This window comes from Hydrocarboniphaga sp. (assembly GCF_965279055.1).
Lineage (GTDB): Bacteria > Pseudomonadota > Gammaproteobacteria > Nevskiales > Nevskiaceae > Hydrocarboniphaga.
Genome location: NZ_OZ257125.1, coordinates 3,799,170 through 3,817,451, shown reverse-complemented (window position 1 = coordinate 3,817,451; position 18,282 = coordinate 3,799,170). Strand labels below are relative to the sequence as shown.

Genomic DNA, 18,282 nt, shown 5'->3' with positions numbered 1-18,282 from the left:
TGCCGTGGCGCTCCATGCGGCGCTGGCGCGGCGCACGGCCGACGGGCACATGAGCTTCGTGAAAGTGCGGCTCAATGCTCGACTGGATAAATGAGTTTCTACCGACCGACCGCAGTAGGAGCGGATCCTATCCGCGACTGTGCCGTCGCGGCCTCAGTCGCGGATAGGATCCGCTCCTACTGGTGCAGCGGTCACTCGCCGATAAAACTGACCCGCCGCTCCCAGATCGCCAGCACCACACAGCCCTCCTCGCTATGCACGTGATGATCGCTGCCCGGCGGATGCACCATGAAACTGCCGGTCGGATGATGGCCGCGCTCGTCGCTCTGGCTGCCGGACAAGACGAAGATGTGCTCGTAACCCTGATGATGATGCGCCGGCGCCCGCGCGCCGGGCTGGTAGCGCAGCAGCACCGCGGCGGGGCCGTTGTCCGGTGTTTCGTAAATCGGATAGCAGTCGATACCGGCGTGGAACGGCTGCCAGTCCTCGGCGCGCAGGCGGCTGGCGATGTCGAACATTCCCTGCAGCGCAATCGGCTTCATCGGTTCTGTGCACGGATCGGATCAGCGCACAGACTACAGCGGATCAGGCCAGCGCCTCCAACAGCGACTGCGAGTTCGACACCGCGCCGAACACGCCACCCTGCATCTTGATCATCTGCAAAGCGGCGAGATGGTTATTGTGATCGGTGGCGCCGCAGCAGTCTTCCAGCAGCACGCATTCGAAGCCGCGATCATTGGCCTCGCGCATCGTCGTGTGCACGCAGACGTCGGTGGTGATACCGCTCAGCAGGATGTTGTCGATGCCGCGCACGCGCAGCAGCAGTTCCAGATCGGTGGCGCAGAACGAGCCCTTGCCGGGCTTGTCGATGATCGGCTCGCCGGGCAGCGGGTACAGTTCTTCGATGATGTCCCAGCCCGGTTCGCCGCGTACCAGGATGCGGCCGCAGGGGCCTGCGTCGCCGATACCGGCGCCCATCTGCTTTGATCGCCAGCGCTTGTTCGCCGGCAGATCCGACAGGTCCGGCCGGTGGCCTTCGCGCGTGTGGATGATGTGATAACCGAGTTCGCGCAGCCGCGTCAGCGTGCGCTTGATCGGCTCGATCGGCGCGCGCGTCAGCGACAGGTCGTAGCCCATCTTGTCGACATAGCCACCGATGCCGCAGAAATCGGTCTGCATGTCGATGATGATCAGCGCGGTGTTCTGCGGACGCAGATCGCCGTTGTAGGGCCAGCGGTAGGGTTCGGCCTGGATGGTGAGTTCGGTCATGTTGCCTTCCTGTTGTTCTCCCCTCTCCCCTTGTGGGAGAGGGGCGGGGGAGAGGGGTGCGAGCACAACCCCTCTCCCGTCGCTTCGCGACACCCTCTCCCACAAGGGGAGAGGGTTCAAATCACAGCGCCGCTTCCGCCCCCGGCAGCGTCTCCTGCGGCCGCGTCGCCGTCACCTTCGCCACGCTGAACTTCGCGCAGCCGAACAGCAGCGCCGCGACGCCCAGATAGCTCAGTGCCACCAGCGGCGTCTTCGCGATGCCGATCGCCTCGCTGTGCATGAAGCCGAAGAAGGTCAGGACCGCGCCGGCCAGCGCGAAGCCGCCGGCTTTCGCAAACGTGCGGTCAATGATGCAGGCCGCGATCGCGGCGAGAATCAGGCTGCCGAGAATCGCGCCGCCGCCCAACAATTCGAGGCCGTGATACAGCACGCCCATGCCGGCGAGCTTGTCGAGGCCGACGGTGGCCGCGTTGGTGCCGGCCGCGCCGAGCGCGTTGTCGATCATCAGCTTGCCCCAGCCGGCGACCTGCGGAATCAGCGCCAGGATCACCGCCGGTGCGTGATTCTTCGGCGTTTCCTGAAACGCCTGCGCGCCGATCAGCATGCCGATGTAGAGCAGGATCGGCGAGATCGCGACCACCGGAATCAGCGCCATCATCACCGCCAGGATGCCGAACCACGACAGGATCAGCACCATCACGCCGGTCGCGGCGGAATAGCCGATGCGGCCGCCGATCGCCTTCCAGCCCGGATGGCCGATGTAGACCGCGTTGATGAAGGGATTGCCCAGGCAGCAGCCGATCAGGCTGACCACGCCGTCGGCGGTCAGCACGCGCGTGGTCGGGTAGTGATCGCCGCCGGCTTCGGCGCTCTCGACGTTGTCCATCGCCTCGACCAGATCGTAAATGCCGAACGGGATCGCGGTGACCAGGATCACGCCCAGATACTCGAAGCCGCCGAACACGTGGCCGAACTCCGGCACCGGAAAGCTGAAGCCGAAACTGGCAAACGAGCCGCCGAGTTTCTCGAGGCTCATGCCGCCGAAATGAAAGCCGAACGCCAGCCCGCCCCAGGCGATCAGCGAGCCCACCGCGATCGCGACCAGGCCGGCGGGAATGCCCTTGAAATAGCGCACGCCGCCGAACCAGCTCGACAGCAGGATCGCGAAGCAGACGATGCCGATCACCGGATCCATGTACATGTCCAGCGCCGGCCGCAGCGAGATGAAGGCGATCGACACGCCGGCGAGCGCGCCGAGCAGCGCCGCGCGTGGCGTGATCTTCTTGATGAAAGGCGCGACGAAGCCGCCGATCATCAGCACGAAGCTCTGCACGAACACCCAGGTCAGGCCCGCTTCCCAACCCTTGATCGGGTCGCCGGTGGCGCCGGCGATCGGCATCATGATCACGAACACGACGACGAACATGTGCGGCACGCTGATGCCCGAAGGCAGCGCGCAGACATCGCTGCGGCCGGTACGAATCGCAAGCTTGTACGCCAGATATGCGTAGTAGATCGTGGACAGGAACAGCATCAGGCCGGTGGCCGGCAGGATGCGGCCGAAGATCAGATCATCCGGCAGCTTCAGCACGTAGCGCATCAGCGCCGTGAGCGTCAGCAGGTTGACCAGGATGTTGGTGCCGAAGCCGAAGAACGCGTTCCAGTCCCCGGGAACCCAGATCTTCGGTTGTTGCGATGTTGCGGTGCTCATGGTGCCTCTCCCTTGGTGCTACTCCCCGAAAAAATGGCTTGCTCCCCTCTCCCTCCGGGAGAGGGGTAGGGGGTGAGGGCCTCGAAGTGCGCGCGAACTGCGCAGGCCCTCATCCGGCGTTTCGCGCCACCTTCTCCCGGAGGGAGAAGGCAAAAGATCAGATGCTCATTTTTTCCAGCGCGGCGATGACCCGCGCCGAGTCCGCAACCCAGCCGAAAATGCCGCCCTGCGCGACGATCATGCGCAGCGCCATCGCGTGGAATTCCGGGAAATACGAAGCCGCGCAATCCGCCGGCACCAGGCACTCGAAGCCGCGGTCGTTGGCCTCGCGCACCGTGGTGTGCACGCAGACTTCGGTGGTCACGCCGCAGACGATCAGCGTGCGGATGCCGCGGTTTTTCAGGATCAGTTCCAGATCGGTCTGGCAGAACGAGCCCTTGCCGGGCTTGTCGATCACCGGCTCGCCGGGCAGCGGATACAGCTCGGGAATGATGTCGTGGCCGGCTTCGCCGCGGATCAGGATGCGGCCCATGGGCCCGGCATCGCCGATGCGTGTCGGCCCGTGGCCACGTGCGAGTTTGGCCGCGGGCGCGTCGCTCAGATCGGCGCGGTGACCTTCGCGTGTGTGCAGGATGAACAGGCCTTTTTTTCTCGCCGCCGCGAGCAGCGCCTGCAAGGGCGCGATCGCCGCGCGCAGCAGCGTGACGTCGTTGCCGAGCATCGCACCGAAACCGCCCGGCTCGATGAAATCGCGCTGCATGTCGATGATCAGCAGCGCGGTGCTCGCCGGCGAAAACGCCAGCGGATATGGCTCTGCGGCGATCGTGTTGCTGGCTGCCGTCGTCATGCGCGCGCTCCCTTGAACTGTGAAGTGATCACGCAGCATCCGTGCCTCTGCGGGTAGGCGAACGCGCCGGATGGGGTGTGCGTTTGACGTAGTGCGAGCTGCGAGCGCGGTCGTGTCCCTCGATACGCCGGAAAAAGCCCGGCTACTCGGGACGAACGGGGTTTTGTTCGGGCATCGACAAGATCCCGTTCATCCCGAGTAGCCTCGCTTGCGAGGCGTATCGAGGGACGCAAGCGTTCTATATCCGCAATCATCCCAGCGACGCCTGATAAGCGCGCCAGCCACCAAATGCGCTGATATCGGCCGCGCCGCTCACGCCGGCCTCCTCGCAAATGAAGCCGGTCTCGACGCGGCCGTCGGCGAGTTCGATCTTGCCCAGCCCTAGCGGCGCGCCGATGCCGGCAAGAAAGGAGCCGACTTCGCTGCTCGGCATTTCCCAGACTTCGACTTCGATTGCGCTGCCATCGTCGCCGCTGGCCCGCACCATCGCCGGCCGCCACGGCGGGCCACCGGGCAGCGCGAACAGGCGGTATTTCGGCGCGCTATGCGTGACTTCGACCAGCATTGCGCCGCGCGCCAGCAGCTGATGATTCAGCGCCAGGCCCTGCAGATGCGCGCCGCAGACGACCAGGCGCATGCGATCGCCTGGCCGCAAGCTCGCGTTGCGCGGCAGCTGGCACTGCAGCGCCTGCGCGACGCTCAGCAGAAACTGATCGGTGTAGGCGCGGCCGAACAGGCTCACGCCCCAGGGCAGACCGTTGCGCTGCTGGCCGCTCGGCACCGCGACCGCGGCGTAGTCGAGCAGGTTCATGAAGTTGGTGTAAGTGCCCAACTCGCTGTTGCGCAGCACCGGTTCGGCGCGAATCTGCTCACGGGTGTAAGCGCGCGGGATCGTTGGCGTCAGCACCAGATCCAGCGCGGCCATCGTGCGGTCGCAGATCAGCTTGAGCTGCTGCAGGCGCTCGGCTGCATGGATGCGCTCGACCGCGCTGGCGCTGCCGCCGGGCAGCACCACCTCGCGTATCACCGGCAGCACCGCGTCCGGCTGCTGCTCGATAAAGCGGCCGAACGCGGCGTAACGCTCGGCCGCGCCGGGCGCCGCGTACAGCAGCCGCGCCGCTTCGAGAAACGGCAGGATGTCGATTTCGACCGGCGTGCCGCCGATGGCTTTCAGCGCGACGCTTGCCCGCGCAAACAGCGCCGCGCCTTCGTCGCAGCCCAGCCACGGCATGTCGTCGGCACGCGGCACGCCGAAGCGGAACGCGGCCGGCGCCGCGCTGAGCACCGCGGCGTTCCAGGCCGGATTGCGCCGGCTGTAGGGCTGCGCCTCGTCATATCGCGCGAGCAGCGCCAGCAGCTCGGCCGCGTCGCGGCTGCTGCGGCTGAAGAGGCTGATGCAGTCCAGCGAGCGGCAGCAGGGCACGACACCATCGGTGGAGACGATGCCACGCGTCGGCTTGACGCCGATCAGGCCGTTGAGCGCCGCCGGCACGCGGCCCGAGCCGGCGGTGTCGGTGCCCAATGAAAAGCTGGCGAGCTGCAGCGCCACCGCCAGCGACGAGCCGGAGCTGGAGCCGCCGCTGGGATACTCGGGCAGCACCGAGTTCGGGCATTCGCCGTAAGGCGAGCGCGTGCCGTTGAGGCCGGTGGCGAACTGGTCGAGATTGGTCTTGCCGGTCGGCACCGCACCCAGATCGATCAGCCGCTGCACCGCCGTCGCCGATCGCGGCGGCGTGTAGGCGTAAGCCGGGCAGGCGGCCGTGGTCGGCACGCCGGCGAGATCGATGTTGTCCTTGATTGCGAACGGGATGCCGTACAGCGGCAGCGAGGCCGGATCGCGGCCGTCGAGTGCTACCAGGTAGGGTTCGAGCTGCAGGTCATCGAGCAGCGTGATGTACAGATGAAATTCGGGATTCGCGGCCAGCGCGCGCTGGCGCAACGCGGCCAGCAGCTGGCGCGGTGTGCAGTCGCCGCTGCGATACGCGGAGCGCAGCGCGGCCAGCGACAGGTCCTCCGGCAATCTCATGACGGCGACTCCTGGACGAAGACGCCAGCTGGATCTGGCGCGCAATGTTGTATGCAACATGCGCGCCTATCCGTGCCCCACATTGCCTACAATGCGGCCATGTCCGGGCCAGACCAATGAGCAGCAGCGGCGCGATCCTCAGGGGCGGCAGCGCCCAGGAGGTCTATTCGCAGCTGAAAGCGCTGATTCTCGGCTTCGAGATCTACCCGGGCTCGCGTGTCACCGAAACCGAGCTGGCCGAGCGCTTCGGCGTCAGCCGTACGCCGGTGCGCGAGGCGCTGCAGCGGCTGCAGCTCGAGGGCTATCTGACGGTGCGGCCCAAGCAGGGCTGCTTCATCCGCGACATCGACATCGAGGAAATCGACGAGCACTACCAAGTGCGCATCGCGCTGGAAATGTGCGCGCTGGAAGTCGCCGGCACGCACATGCCGGACAAGTCGATACGCGAGCTCGCGCGCAAATGGGACCCGGCGCGCCAGCCCAAGGGCAGGGTCGACGTCGAAACCATGGCCGAACTCGACGAGAGCTTTCACATCGCGCTGGCCGAAGGCGGCGGCAACCTGGTGCTGGCCGATTATCTGTCGCGAATCAATCACGCGATCCATATCATCCGCCGACTCGACTTCACCGAAAACCAGCGTGTGGAGCTGACCTACAAGGAGCACTACGCGATCTGTCAGCACCTGCTCAAGCGCGACATCGTCAGTGCGCAGCAGGCGCTGACCCAGCATATCCGTCGCAGCCAGCTGGCGGCGAAGACGATCACGCTGGAGCAGTTGTCGCGGGCCAAGGGCAAGCCGCGGCGGACAGTACGCAGCGTTTAGGGAACCTCTAATCCAGTCCTGCGCGCCCGTGCAGGACTTGATCAGAGGTTCCTTAGCTTGTCATTCCCGCGAAAGCGGGAATCCAGTTCTTGCCAGTGTGCGCCGCGCCATCACTGGATTCCCGCCTTCGCGGGAATGACGAACAAGCCGGATCCGGTTCCTGCCGAGTAGGCCACGTCGTGATCGGGAGGAACCGAGTGTGGTCATGGCTTCGAAAACCTGAAACATCAAACCGTCAGATGATGCTTGACCATCTCGTCGGTCAGCTCACCGATCGCGCCGCCAGCCACCGCGCGGCCCTTGTCGAGAATGCGGAAATCGCTGGCAACGCGGCGCGCAAACGGCAGCTTCTGTTCGACGATCAGCACCGTCAGCCCGGTCTCTGCATTGAGCCGGATCAGCAGGTCGCCGATTTCGTGGACGATGTTCGGCTGAATGCCTTCACAGGGCTCGTCCAGGATCAGCAGTTTAGGCTGCAGCAGCAGCGCACGGCCGATCGCCAGCTGTTGCTGCTGACCGCCGGACAGATCGCCGCCACGGCGGCGCAGCATCTGCTTCAACACCGGGAACTGCGTGTAGACACGCTCCAGCGCGTCGGCCGGACGCTCGCGCTTGGCGATCAGGCCCATGCGCAGGTTTTCTTCGACCGACAGCTGGCTGAAAATTTCGCGGCCTTGCGGCACGAAGCCGATGCCGAGACTGGCGCGCGTGTCGGCAGAAACCTTGCGCAAATCCTTGCCGCCGTCGAACGTGATCTCGCCGGAGCTTGCCGGCACGAGCCCCATCACCGAGCGCAACAGCGTGGTCTTGCCCATGCCGTTGCGGCCCATCAGGCAGGTGCGCGAGCCGGTCGCGATTTCCATGTCGATGTCCCACAGCGTGTGACTGCCGCCGTAGAACTGGTTGAGGCCTTTGATCGAGAGCATCGCCTAATCGCCTAGATAAACTTCGATCACTTTCGGATCGTTCTGAACCTGGTCCATCGAGCCTTCCGCGAGCACCGAGCCCTGGTGCAGCACGGTGACGGTGCGCGCGATCGAGCGCACGAACTCCATGTCGTGCTCGACCACGACCACCGAATGTTCGCCGGACAGCGACACCAGCAGCTCCGCGGTGCGCTCGGTCTCCTGCGGCGTCATGCCGGCGACTGGCTCGTCCACCAGCAGCAGCTCCGGCGACTGCATCAGCAGCATGCCGATCTCCAGCCACTGCTTCTGGCCGTGGCTCAGGCCGCCGGCCAGCACGTCGCGCTTTTCAGTAAGACCGATCGTCTTCAGCACATGATCGATCTTGTCGATCTGCGCGCTGTTGAGCTTGGCGAACAGCACCTTCCAAACCGACTTGTCGCCGGCCATCGCCAGCTCCAGGTTCTCGAACGCGGTGTGGTTCGGGAACACGGTCGGCTTCTGGAACTTGCGGCCGATGCCGGCGATCGCGATCTCCGGCTCGCTCATCGACAGCAGGTCGGTGGTCTGGCCGAACCAGGCACTGCCGGTGTCGGGCCGGGTCTTGCCGGTGATCACGTCCATCATCGTGGTCTTGCCGGCGCCGTTGGGGCCGATGATGCAGCGCAGCTCGCCGGCTTCGATGTACAGGTTCAGATCGTTCAGCGCCTTGAAGCCGTCGAAGCTGACGCTGATGCCTTCCAGGTACAAAATGATGTTGTGCGACAGGTCGAGCTTGGGCGCGTTCGAGCGCCGGCGCTGACCGAGCAGGCGGCCGCCGATCATGAGGCTTTCCTCTTGGTCGCAAGCCTGGAGATCAGGCCGACGATGCCCTGCGGCAGGAACAGCGTGACGCCGACGAACAGCGCGCCGAGCGCATACAGCCAGACTTCCGGCAGCGCTGCGGTGAAATAGGTCTTGGCGTAGTTGACGATGAACGCGCCGAGCGCCGCGCCGTAGAGCGTGCCGCGGCCGCCGACCGCAACCCAGACCACGACCTCGATCGAATTGATCGGCGCGAATTCGCCCGGATTGATGATGCCCACCTGCGGCACGTACAGCGCGCCGGCGATGCCGGCGAGAATCGCCGAGAAGGTCCACAACCACAGCTTCACGTTCTCGACCTTGTAGCCGATGAATCGCGTACGGCTTTCGGCGTCGCGCACGGCCTCGACGACACGGCCCAGGCGCGAGCCGATGATGGTCCGGCACAGCGCGTAACCGATCGCCAGCATCAAAGCGGTCATCAGGAACAGGCCGATGCGCGTGTTCGGCGATTGCAGGTCGAAGCCGAGAATGTCCTTGAAATCGGTCAGGCCGTTGTTGCCGCCGAAGCCCATTTCGTTGCGGAAAAACGCCAGCAGCAGCGCGTAGGTCAGCGCCTGCGTGATGATCGACAGGTAGACGCCGGTGACCCGCGAGCGGAACGCGAACCAGCCGAACAGGAAGGCGAGCAGGCCGGGCGCCAGCACCACCATCAGCATCGCGATGCCGAAGTGATCCATGCCATGCCAGAACCAGGGCAGTTCCTTCCAGTTCAGGAACACCATGAAGTCGGGCAGCACCGGGTCGGCATAGACGCCGCGCGTGCCGATCTGGCGCATCAGGTACATGCCCATCGCGTAGCCGCCGAGCGAGAAGAACGCGGTGTGGCCCAGGCTGAGGATGCCGCAGTAACCCCAGATCAGATCGACCGCGATCGCCAGCAGCGCGTAGCACATGTACTTGCCGATCAGGGTCACGGTGTAGCCGGGCACGTGCAGCGCCGAGCCTTCCGCGACCGCCAGGTTCAGCAGCGGGATCAGCACCGCGATCAGCAGCAGAGCGGCGAAGAACAGTTGGCTGCCGCGGTCGCTTAACAACAGACGACGAATCATGACGCGGCTCCGCTTCGCATCCCCTCTCCCTCCGGGAGAGGGGCAGGGGTGAGGGCCTTGAAGTGCGCGTGTGCTGCGACGCCCTCATCCGCCCCTTCGGGGCACCTTCTCCCGCAGGGAGAAGGGAAAAGCAGCAGGAGTTTACGGATCATGATCAGCCCTCCGCCGCCCGGCCTTTCTGCGGGAACAATCCGCGCGGCCGTTTCTGGATGAACATGATCAGGAACACCAGTACCAGAATTTTCGCCATCACCGCGCCGGCATAGGGCTCGAGCAGCTTGTTGACCACGCCCAGCGACATGCCGCTGATCAAGGTGCCCCAGAGGCTGCCGACGCCGCCGAACACCACGACCATGAACGAATCGATGATGTAGCTTTGTCCGAGATTCGGGCCGACATTGGTCAGCTGGCTCAGCGCCACGCCGGCGACGCCGGCGATGCCCGAGCCCAGGCCGAAGGTGGCCGCGTCGACCCATTCGGTGCGCACGCCCATCGCGCGTGCCATCGCGCGGTTCTGCGACACCGCACGCACCTTCAGGCCCAGCGAGGTGCGTTTGAGGATGGTCAGCAGCGCCAGGAACACGATGAACATGAAGATAACGATGTACAGCCGGTTGTAGGTCAGCGACAGCGCGTCGTTGAGGGTCAGCGAGCCGCTCATGAATTCCGGCGTCTGCACGCTGCGATTCAACGGCGAGAAGATGCTGCGCACCAGCTGCTGCAGGATCAGCGACAGGCCGAACGTCGCCAGCAGCGTCTCCAGCGGCCGGCCGTACAGAAAGCGCACGATGCCGCGCTCGATCACCACGCCCATCAGCCCGGAGACGCAGAACGCAGCGGGAATCGACAGCATCGTCGCCAGCGCGATGTGCTGCGGCATCAGCTGCTGCATCACGTAAGCGGTGTAGGCACCGAGCATGATCAGCTCGCCGTGGGCCATGTTGATCACGCCCATCACGCCGAAGGTGATCGCCAGGCCGATCGCCGCCAGCACCAGCACCGAGCCCAGCGACAGGCCGAAGAACAGCGTCTCGATGCGGCTGTAGATCTGGCGCTTGCCCTCGATGCCGCGTACCGCCATCTGCGCCGCCGAGCGCACGCGCGCATCCGGCTCGTTGTCGCTGCCGTCCTCGGCTTTCTGCGTCAGCGGCAGCAGCGCGTTGTAGACGTCGCTGGAAATGTCGCCCTGCAGGTGCTGCACGGCGGCGAGCCGCACATCGGCTTCGCTGCTGGCCAGATCGGCCAGCGCCAGGCCGATGTCGATCGCGCTTTGCACCTTGGCGTCACTCTCGGATTCGCGATGCGCACGCAGCGCGGCGGTGGAGGCCTCGTCGACGCTGCGCATCATCTCGCGCACCGCGGCCAGGCGCACGGCCGGGTCCTTGTCGGCGAGGTTGAGCTGCGCGATCGCCGCTTTCAGCGTCTTGCGCAGTGAATTGTTGGTGCCGACCTTCTTCGGCTCGTCGGCGGGTGCTGCTACTGCCTGGCCGCTGACCGCATCGCTCAAGGAGCTGGCTTCGCCTTCGCTGGCGGAGATCAGCACCTGACCGTCGGTCCCGGCGAACAGCCGGTTTTCCAGCATCGCGCGCAGCACACCGGCCGCAGCGGGATCGCCGCTGGCGGCGATCTGTTGCACCAGATCGGCCTTGTCGGAGTAGCTCGCTTCGGGCAGTGCGGCGACCAGGGCGGCGAAGCCCTGCGGTGCTGCGACGGCCGCTTCGGCGGGGGCGGATTCGTTGGTCTCTGCGGGCGCTGCTGTAGTCGGTGCGTCTTCCGCATGCAGCGGAGCGGCGGCGCCGAGCAACAGGGCGAGCGTCAGAGGTTTCCAGATGGAGCGTTGGATTTTCACTGGATGATCAATGCAACAGTAAAGCCAAAAATCGCCCCGGATGGTGTTTGGCCATCCGGGGCAGGGCTCTCACTCACCACAGGAGAGGATCGAAACAGCCCGACGCTCCGCGACGATCCCCGTTCCTCGCGAGTAGCGCCGAAGGCGCGTATCGAGGGACTTGAGCACGATGCGTCCCTCGATACGACCACTGCGTGGTCTACTCGGGATGAACGGAGATTGATGGGGGATGGGTTCGGGCTGTTGCAAGCTTCGATTACTTGGCTGCCTCTTCAGCGGAGCAGGCCTTGGTCGCAGTGTTGTAGTGGCCGCACTTGAGCGTCACCCAGTCGGCCTCCATGTCCTTGCTGCCCGGCAGGTAGTCGCTCCAAGCGTCGCCCGGCACGGTGCCCTTGGTCTTCCACACCACGTCGAACTGCGCGTCGTCGCGCACTTCGCCGATGTACACCGGCTTGGTGATGTAGTGGTTCGGCAGAACCTTGGCGCTGCCGCCGGTCAGGTTCGGCACTTCCAGGCCCGGCAGGGTTTCGATGACCTTGGTCACGTCGACGGTCTTGGCCTTCTCGACCGCTTTGACCCACAGGTTGAAGCCGATCACCGTGGCTTCCATCGGATCGTTGAAGGTGCGCTTGTCGCTCTTGATGAACTTGTGCCAGGTCTCGATCGCCTTCTTGTTCTCGGGCGTGTCGACGCTCATGAAGTAGTTCCAGGCGGCCAGATGGCCGACCAGCGGCTTGGTGTCGAGGCCGGCGAGTTCTTCTTCACCGACCGAGAACGCGACCACCGGGATGTCTTCGGCCGAGATCTTCTGGTTGCCGAGTTCCTTGTAGAACGGCACGTTGGCGTCGCCGTTGATCGTCGACACCACGGCGGTCTTCTTGCCGGCGCTGCCGAACTTCTTGATGTCGCTGACGATCGACTGCCAGTCGCTGTGACCGAACGGCGTGTAGTTGATCATGATGTCTTCGGACTTGACGCCCTTGGACTTCAGATAGGCCTCGAGAATCTTGTTGGTGGTGCGCGGGTAGACGTAGTCGGTGCCGGCGAGCACCCAGCGCTTCACCTTCAGATCCTTCATCAGGTAGTCCACGGCCGGGATTGCCTGCGTGTTCGGCGCGGCGCCGGTGTAAAAGACATTTTTACTGGACTCTTCACCCTCGAACTGCACCGGGTAGAACAGCAGGCCGTTGTCCTTCTCGAACACCGGCAGCACGCTCTTGCGCGACACGCTGGTCCAGCAGCCGAACACCACCGAGACCTTGTCCTTCTCCAGCAGTTCGGCGGCCTTTTCGGCGAACAGCGGCCAGTTCGACGCCGGGTCGACGACCACGGCTTCGAGCTTCTTGCCGAGCACGCCGCCCTTCTTGTTCTGCTCGTCGATCATCATCAGGACGGTGTCCTTCAGCGTGGTCTCGGAGATCGCCATCGTGCCGGACAGCGAGTGCAGCACGCCGACCTTGATCGTGTCGGCGGCGTTGGCCGCGAAGCTGGACGCGGCCAGCGCGGCCGCGATCAACAATTTATTGAATTTCATTGGATCACCTTCTATGGAGGGTTGTGTGCTTTACATCTGCACTTGCAGACCGACGCCGGCGTAGGTCACGTCGGGCGCAGCCGAGTTGTCCCAGCTCTGGTCGATGTAGAACAGATAGCCGCGGACCTTGAAGTCCTTGACGATGTAGCCGATGTTGCCTTCGGCGGTTTTCAGCTTGGGATCGGAGCCGGGCACGTCGTAGCTGGTGGAGGCGTACTTGCCGAGCAGCTGGATCTTGCCGATGCCGACCGGCTGCGGGAACAGGTAGCTGACCAGCGCCGTGGCGCCATCGCTCTTCAGGCCGGGGCCGCTGCCGGTGAGGCCGTCGTACTTGGCGTATTCGCTTTCCACCGTGAACACACCGGCGCCGCCGAGCTTCTTCTCGAGCAGGAAGTCGAAGCTGTAGGAGGTGTCGCCGCCCGCGCTCTGGCCGGCGGCACCGATCGCGAGCAGATCCTTCTCGCCGTAGTAGGTGCTGTTGAGCCAGTAGCCCGGCTCCTTGTCCCAGAAGTCGTACTGCAGACGACCGGCGACGATGACCTTGCTGGCATCGGCGCTGCCGGCGCTGGTGCCGGGTACGTCGAACAGGCCGGCGGAGACTTTCAGGCCGCCGAAATCGCCCCAGTAGGCGACGCCGTTGTCGCGACCGACCGCGGTGTTGGCGTAGCCGTCTTCGACACCGTCCATGTACACGCCCCAATGGTTGGCGTAGTACGGGCCGTAGAGGTTGGCGCGATCCGACGGCGGCAGGAAGCGGCCGGCCCAGACGTTGAATTCCGGCGAGTATTCAAAGCGCGCGATCGCGTCCATGACGATGACGCTGTCGGTGCTGCTGCTGTATTCGGTGTTGAACGTGAACTTGACCGTGTCGGTGGCCGAGCCGCTCAGGTACAGACGCACGCTGTTCAAGGCGAAATCGTCGGCGTCGCCGGCCGAGCCGCCGGAAACATCGGTGCTGGTGAAGCTGGTGCGCGCGCCGGCGCCGACCGACACCGCCGGCAGCGTGATTTCGGCCGCCATCGCCGGAGCCGCCATCAGCAGCAGTGCCGCCGCCATTGCCGTGGATTTGCCGCTTGCCGCGATACGCGTTGTGCTGTTGTCAGACATGTGTTTCCCCGTTCCGATAAGACCTCTCGCGACACTGCGGCGTGGCACTCGCATTGCGGTGCCGTCCTTGTCTGCAGCCTCGCCCCCTGTTGCGGTGCCGCGTGCAGCACACGCGGACAACCGGCATCCGCAGGCTACGAAGGCGCCGCCACCACCGGTATGGGGCGTTTGACGTAGACGGGCTTCGCATCGAGGATGCGATCATTCATCGCCCCGCCTCCGGATTCCCGCCTTCGTGGGAATGAGGCAGCCGCGTGCCGCTCTCCAGGAGACTTGCCCCGCCATGTCAGCGCGATGTTCCAGCCTTCAGGCCTGAGCCTCCAGCGGCCCGCGCATCAGCGCGTGGACGGCGCCGCGCGCCTGGCTTACCGCTGTGACGCTGCCGGCGTGACCCGGCTCGCCGACCTGTATCAGCGAGCGCCGTGTCGCGTGCTGTTCCCGGATGTGGAGGCAGGCGAGCCGGCGCAGGCGGTGATGCTGACCACCAGCGGCGGTCTCACCGGTGGTGATCGCCTGGCGCTGGAGGTCGAGGCCGGCGAGGGCACGCGGCTGACCGTGAGCACGCAGGCCGCGGAGAAGCTGTATCGCGCGCTGCCCGGTGACGAGCCGACCCGCGTCGACATCGCGCTGCGCGTCGGCGACGGCGCCTGGGCCGAGTGGCTGGCCCAGGAGACCATCCTGTTCGATCGCAGCAAGCTGCGCCGATGCCTGCTTGCCGACGTCGCGCCGCGGGGGCGGCTGCTGGCTGTCGAGAGCCTGGTGTTCGGACGCACCGCGATGGGCGAGGACTTCGCGCAGGGCTCGCTTCACGACGCCTGGAGAGTGCGTCGCGATGCGCGCCTGGTCTGGGCCGATGCGCTGCGCCTGCAGGGCGATGTCGCCGTGCAGCGGGCGCGGCCTTTCGGCTTCGGCACGGCGCATGCCTGCGCAACGCTGGTGTATGTCGGCGAGGATGCGCCGGCGCTGCTGTCGCCGCTGCGCGAGCGGCTGCAGGGCAGTGCGGCGCAGGTCGCTGCGACCTCGTTCGACGGCGTGCTGATCGTGCGCGTGCTGGCGGCCGATGCGGCGGACATGCGCGCGGCGGTACGCGTCGCGGCCGGTGTATTGCGCTCGCTCGCGGCCGGTTTGCCGGAGCGCTTGCCGAAGGTGTGGGATTGCTGAAACCGTAGTCATGATGCCGATTGCAGTCGGGAGATTTCGTGAATCTGACACCACGTGAAAAAGACAAGCTGCTGATCGCGATGGCCGCGATCGTCGCGCGCCGCCGCCTCGAGCGCGGCGTCAAGCTCAACTATCCGGAGGCGATCGCGCTGATCACCGACACCGTCGTCGAAGGCGCGCGCGACGGCCGCACGGTGGCCGACCTGATGCAGGCCGGCGCGCTGGTGCTGAGCCGCGACCAGGTCATGGAAGGCATCGCCGACATGATCCACGACATCCAGGTCGAAGCCACTTTTCCCGACGGCACCAAGCTGGTGACCGTCCACCAGCCGATACGCTAGGAGCTTGCAGATGATCCCGGGCGAAATCCTGACGCCGGATGGCGACATTATCTTGAACGCAGATCGGCCGACGCTGAGCCTGAGCGTGTCCAACACCGGCGACCGGCCGGTGCAGGTCGGCAGCCACTACCACTTTGCCGAGGTCAATCCCGGCCTGAGCTTCGATCGCGTCGCCGCGCGCGGCTTCCGGCTCGACATTCCGGCCGGCACCGCGATCCGCTTCGAGCCGGGGCAGAGCCGCGAGGTCAAGCTGGTGGCGTATGCGGGCGCGCGTGTCGTGATCGGTTTTCGCGGCGATGTGATGGGAGCGCTGTGATGGCGATGCTTTTGGCTTTGGAACCCCTCTCCCGCCTGCGGGAGAGGGGCAGGGGAGAGGGCCTGCGAACGTCGAGCAAAAGCGCCCTCTCCCGGCGCTGCGCGCCACCCTCTCCCGCTTGCGGGAGAGGGGACATCATCGATCGGAATTCCGCCCATGGCTAACACGCTCACGCGCCGCGCCTACGCCGGCATGTACGGCCCGACCACCGGCGACCGCGTGCGCCTGGCCGATACCGACCTGTTCATTCGCGTCGAGCGCGACTACACGATCTACGGCGAAGAAGTGAAGTTCGGCGGCGGCAAGGTGATCCGCGACGGCATGGGCCAGGGCCAGGCGACGCGCGCCCAGGGCACGGTCGACACCGTCATCACCAACGTGCTGATTCTGGATCACTGGGGCATCGTCAAGGCCGACGTCGGCCTGCGCGACGGCAGGATTCACTCGATCGGCAAGGCCGGCAATCCGGACGTGCAGCCGGGCGTGACCATCGTCGTCGGTCCCGGCACCGAGGTCATCGCCGGCGAGGGCAAGATCCTCACTGCTGGCGCGATCGACGCGCACATCCATTTCATCTGCCCGCAGCAGGTCGATGAAGCTTTATATGCCGGCGTGACGACGATGCTAGGCGGCGGCACCGGCCCGGCGCACGGCACGCTGGCGACCACCTGCACGCCCGGTCCCTGGCATCTCGCGCGCATGCTGCAGGCCTGCGAAGGCCTGCCGATGAACATCGGCCTGTTCGGCAAGGGCAACGCCAGCCAACCGGGCGCGCTCGAAGAAATGGTCATGGCCGGCGCCTGCGGCCTGAAGCTGCACGAGGACTGGGGCACGACGCCGGCCGCGATCGACTGCTGCCTGTCGGTGTGCGACGAACTCGACGTGCAGGCGACGCTGCATACCGACACCTTGAACGAGTCCGGCTTCGTCGAAAGCACCATCGACGCGTTCAAGGGCCGCACGATCCACGCCTTCCACACCGAAGGCGCCGGCGGCGGCCATGCGCCGGACATCATCCGCGTCGCCGGCCTGCCGAACGTGCTGCCGTCGAGCACCAACCCGACGCGGCCGTATACGCGCAACACGCTCGACGAGCACCTGGACATGCTGATGGTCTGCCATCACCTGGATCCGCGCATCGCCGAGGACGTCGCCTTTGCGGAGTCGCGTATTCGCAAGGAGACCATCGCCGCCGAAGACATCCTGCACGACCTCGGCGCGTTCTCGATGATGAGCAGCGACAGCCAGGCGATGGGCCGCATCGGCGAGACCGTCATCCGCTGCTGGCAGACCGCGAACAAGATGAAGCTGCAGCGCGGCGCGCTGGGCAGCGACGACTCGCTGGCCGACAATTTCCGTGCGAAACGCTACATCGCCAAGTACACGATCAATCCGGCGATCGCGCATGGCATTTCGGATTTCGTCGGCTCGATCGAAGTCGGCAAGCTCGCCGATCTGGTGCTGTGGTCGCCGGCCTTCTTCGGCGTCAAGCCCGACCTGGTGCTGAAGAGCGGCATGATCGCGGCGGCGCCGATGGGCGATCCGAACGCGAGCATCCCGACACCGCAGCCGGTGCACTATCGGCCGATGTTCGGCGCGCTCGGTCGTGCCGGTATCGAGAGTTCGATGCTGTTCGTGTCGCAGGCATTTAAAGATTCCGATGGCGCGAAGCGACTGGGGCTGACGCGGCCGCTGGCGGCGGTGCGCAATGTGCGCGGCGGCATCGGCAAGCGCTCGATGGTGTTGAACGATGCGATGCCCTTGATCGAGGTGGACTCGGAGACTTACGAGGTTCGCGCCGACGGTGAGCTTTTGACTTGCGAGCCGGCGTTGGTTCTGCCGATGGCGCAGCGGTACTTTTTGTTTTGAGCGTGCACATGCCCGTTGTGGCTTTGGCCTGCCCGGCCGGGGGTGACTTTTCTTTGCTTGTGCATCGAGGCGTCACCAAAAGAAAGCACACCCTGGAGAAGCGCCGGCTACGCCGGTGCCCGCGGAAAAAGCCGTGCTCGGGGTCGGACGAATTCGACATCCTGTCTCATTTCGTCCTCGACTGGCCATCCATGGCCAGTCGACCCACTGCGCGCGACTTTTTCCACGGCGCTTCTCAAGGGGACCCGGAAAGTCAAAAGCGAAGCGCTCATCCTGTAGGAGCGGACCCTGTCCGCGACTCACACTCCAACGGCACAGTCGCGGACAGGGTCCGCTCCTACAGGCGCCGATACTTCGCTGTACCGCGTTCCCTTGAAAGTCGCCGATTGTGGGGTCGCGCGCAGTGGGTCGTTTGGCCATGGATGGCCAAACGAGGGACTACGCGACAGGACGTCGCGTTGGCCCGACCCCGAGCACGTCCCCACAATCGGGAACCGGCGCAGCCGGCGCTTTTCCAGGGTGTGCTTTCTTTGCTTACTTTCTTTGCACAAGCAAAGAAAGTAAGGCCCGGCCGGCAAGGCCAAAACCACACAGCGACTATCGCTCA

Annotated in this window: 16 protein-coding genes; 5 read left to right on the top strand and 11 right to left on the bottom strand. The window is 65.3% G+C overall.

Annotation, left to right across the window (positions count from 1 at the left end):
- Nucleotides 1-191 precede the first annotated feature (191 nt).
- The 5 genes from ACQZF9_RS17190 to atzF form a co-directional block, all read right to left on the bottom strand.
- A complete protein-coding gene (locus ACQZF9_RS17190) occupies nt 192-542 on the bottom strand; it encodes a cupin domain-containing protein (protein ID WP_428310183.1) in 351 nt (116 codons plus the stop codon).
- Between the two features lie 43 nt (nt 543-585).
- A complete protein-coding gene (biuH, locus tag ACQZF9_RS17185; protein ID WP_428310182.1) occupies nt 586-1,269 on the bottom strand; it encodes a biuret amidohydrolase in 684 nt (227 codons plus the stop codon).
- 121 nt (nt 1,270-1,390) lie between these two features.
- The gene (locus ACQZF9_RS17180) at nt 1,391-2,980 is read right to left on the bottom strand and encodes a regulator (RefSeq protein WP_428310181.1); all 1,590 of its coding nucleotides are present in this window, start codon (nt 2,978-2,980) and stop codon (nt 1,391-1,393) included.
- A gap of 157 nt (nt 2,981-3,137) precedes the next feature.
- Nucleotides 3,138-3,827: a cysteine hydrolase family protein gene (locus ACQZF9_RS17175; protein ID WP_428310180.1), complete on the bottom strand. Its 690-nt coding sequence runs from the start codon at nt 3,825-3,827 to the stop codon at nt 3,138-3,140.
- Nucleotides 3,828-4,077: 250 nt separating this feature from the next.
- Nucleotides 4,078-5,853: an allophanate hydrolase gene (gene atzF, locus ACQZF9_RS17170; RefSeq protein WP_428310179.1), complete on the bottom strand. Its 1,776-nt coding sequence runs from the start codon at nt 5,851-5,853 to the stop codon at nt 4,078-4,080.
- Nucleotides 5,854-5,969: 116 nt separating this feature from the next.
- Between atzF and ACQZF9_RS17165 the strand changes: the two genes are divergently transcribed.
- Nucleotides 5,970-6,677 carry a GntR family transcriptional regulator gene (locus ACQZF9_RS17165; protein ID WP_428310178.1) on the top strand — a complete coding sequence of 236 codons (708 nt, stop codon included), beginning with the start codon at nt 5,970-5,972 and terminating at the stop codon, nt 6,675-6,677.
- Nucleotides 6,678-6,904: 227 nt separating this feature from the next.
- On the opposite strand, the gene urtE is transcribed toward ACQZF9_RS17165, so the two are convergent.
- From urtE to ACQZF9_RS17135, 6 genes are all read right to left on the bottom strand, one after another.
- Nucleotides 6,905-7,603: an urea ABC transporter ATP-binding subunit UrtE gene (urtE, locus tag ACQZF9_RS17160; RefSeq protein ID WP_428310177.1), complete on the bottom strand. Its 699-nt coding sequence runs from the start codon at nt 7,601-7,603 to the stop codon at nt 6,905-6,907.
- 3 nt (nt 7,604-7,606) lie between these two features.
- On the bottom strand, nt 7,607-8,407 hold the full coding sequence (gene urtD / locus ACQZF9_RS17155) for an urea ABC transporter ATP-binding protein UrtD (protein WP_428310176.1): 801 nt from the start codon (nt 8,405-8,407) through the stop codon (nt 7,607-7,609).
- The gene (gene urtC / locus ACQZF9_RS17150; protein WP_428310175.1) at nt 8,404-9,498 is read right to left on the bottom strand and encodes an urea ABC transporter permease subunit UrtC; all 1,095 of its coding nucleotides are present in this window, start codon (nt 9,496-9,498) and stop codon (nt 8,404-8,406) included. Before urtC ends, urtD begins: the two co-directional genes overlap by 4 nt.
- A 154-nt stretch (nt 9,499-9,652) precedes the next feature.
- Nucleotides 9,653-11,347 carry an urea ABC transporter permease subunit UrtB gene (gene urtB / locus ACQZF9_RS17145; protein WP_428310174.1) on the bottom strand — a complete coding sequence of 565 codons (1,695 nt, stop codon included), beginning with the start codon at nt 11,345-11,347 and terminating at the stop codon, nt 9,653-9,655.
- Nucleotides 11,348-11,603: 256 nt separating this feature from the next.
- Nucleotides 11,604-12,881, bottom strand: coding sequence for an urea ABC transporter substrate-binding protein (gene urtA / locus ACQZF9_RS17140; protein ID WP_428310173.1), 1,278 nt, complete (start codon nt 12,879-12,881; stop codon nt 11,604-11,606).
- 30 nt (nt 12,882-12,911) lie between these two features.
- Entirely contained in the window at nt 12,912-13,988 is a 1,077-nt protein-coding gene (locus tag ACQZF9_RS17135; RefSeq protein WP_428310172.1) for a hypothetical protein, read from the bottom strand.
- A 294-nt stretch (nt 13,989-14,282) separates the two neighbouring features.
- On the opposite strand from ACQZF9_RS17135, the gene ACQZF9_RS17130 reads away from it, so the two are divergent.
- From ACQZF9_RS17130 to ureC, 4 genes are all read left to right on the top strand, one after another.
- On the top strand, nt 14,283-15,149 hold the full coding sequence (locus ACQZF9_RS17130; RefSeq protein ID WP_428310171.1) for an urease accessory protein UreD: 867 nt from the start codon (nt 14,283-14,285) through the stop codon (nt 15,147-15,149).
- Nucleotides 15,150-15,187: 38 nt separating this feature from the next.
- Nucleotides 15,188-15,490, top strand: a complete 303-nt coding sequence (locus ACQZF9_RS17125; RefSeq protein WP_428310170.1) for an urease subunit gamma — start codon at nt 15,188-15,190, stop codon at nt 15,488-15,490.
- Nucleotides 15,491-15,500: 10 nt separating this feature from the next.
- Nucleotides 15,501-15,806 (top strand): urease subunit beta, encoded by a 306-nt coding sequence (locus ACQZF9_RS17120; protein WP_428310169.1) that lies wholly within the window; start codon nt 15,501-15,503, stop codon nt 15,804-15,806.
- Between the two features lie 156 nt (nt 15,807-15,962).
- A complete protein-coding gene (gene ureC / locus ACQZF9_RS17115; RefSeq protein WP_428310168.1) occupies nt 15,963-17,675 on the top strand; it encodes an urease subunit alpha in 1,713 nt (570 codons plus the stop codon).
- The last annotated feature ends 607 nt before the right edge of the window (nt 17,676-18,282 follow it).

Bases quoted from the DNA above. Each gene is read 5' to 3' on its own strand.
- ACQZF9_RS17180 (WP_428310181.1), bottom strand. From the start codon at position 2,980: ATGAGCACCGCAACATCGCAACAACCGAAGATCTGGGTTCCCGGGGAC.
- atzF (WP_428310179.1), bottom strand. From the start codon at position 5,853: ATGAGATTGCCGGAGGACCTGTCGCTGGCCGCGCTGCGCTCCGCGTAT.
- ureC (WP_428310168.1), top strand. From the start codon at position 15,963: ATGGCTAACACGCTCACGCGCCGCGCCTACGCCGGCATGTACGGCCCG.
- ACQZF9_RS17120 (WP_428310169.1), top strand. From the start codon at position 15,501: ATGATCCCGGGCGAAATCCTGACGCCGGATGGCGACATTATCTTGAAC.
- urtD (WP_428310176.1), bottom strand. From the start codon at position 8,407: ATGATCGGCGGCCGCCTGCTCGGTCAGCGCCGGCGCTCGAACGCGCCC.
- urtA (WP_428310173.1), bottom strand. From the start codon at position 12,881: ATGAAATTCAATAAATTGTTGATCGCGGCCGCGCTGGCCGCGTCCAGC.
- ACQZF9_RS17135 (WP_428310172.1), bottom strand. From the start codon at position 13,988: ATGTCTGACAACAGCACAACGCGTATCGCGGCAAGCGGCAAATCCACG.
- ACQZF9_RS17130 (WP_428310171.1), top strand. From the start codon at position 14,283: ATGTTCCAGCCTTCAGGCCTGAGCCTCCAGCGGCCCGCGCATCAGCGC.
- urtC (WP_428310175.1), bottom strand. From the start codon at position 9,498: ATGATTCGTCGTCTGTTGTTAAGCGACCGCGGCAGCCAACTGTTCTTC.
- urtE (WP_428310177.1), bottom strand. From the start codon at position 7,603: ATGCTCTCGATCAAAGGCCTCAACCAGTTCTACGGCGGCAGTCACACG.
- ACQZF9_RS17165 (WP_428310178.1), top strand. From the start codon at position 5,970: ATGAGCAGCAGCGGCGCGATCCTCAGGGGCGGCAGCGCCCAGGAGGTC.
- ACQZF9_RS17175 (WP_428310180.1), bottom strand. From the start codon at position 3,827: ATGACGACGGCAGCCAGCAACACGATCGCCGCAGAGCCATATCCGCTG.
- ACQZF9_RS17190 (WP_428310183.1), bottom strand. From the start codon at position 542: ATGAAGCCGATTGCGCTGCAGGGAATGTTCGACATCGCCAGCCGCCTG.
- biuH (WP_428310182.1), bottom strand. From the start codon at position 1,269: ATGACCGAACTCACCATCCAGGCCGAACCCTACCGCTGGCCCTACAAC.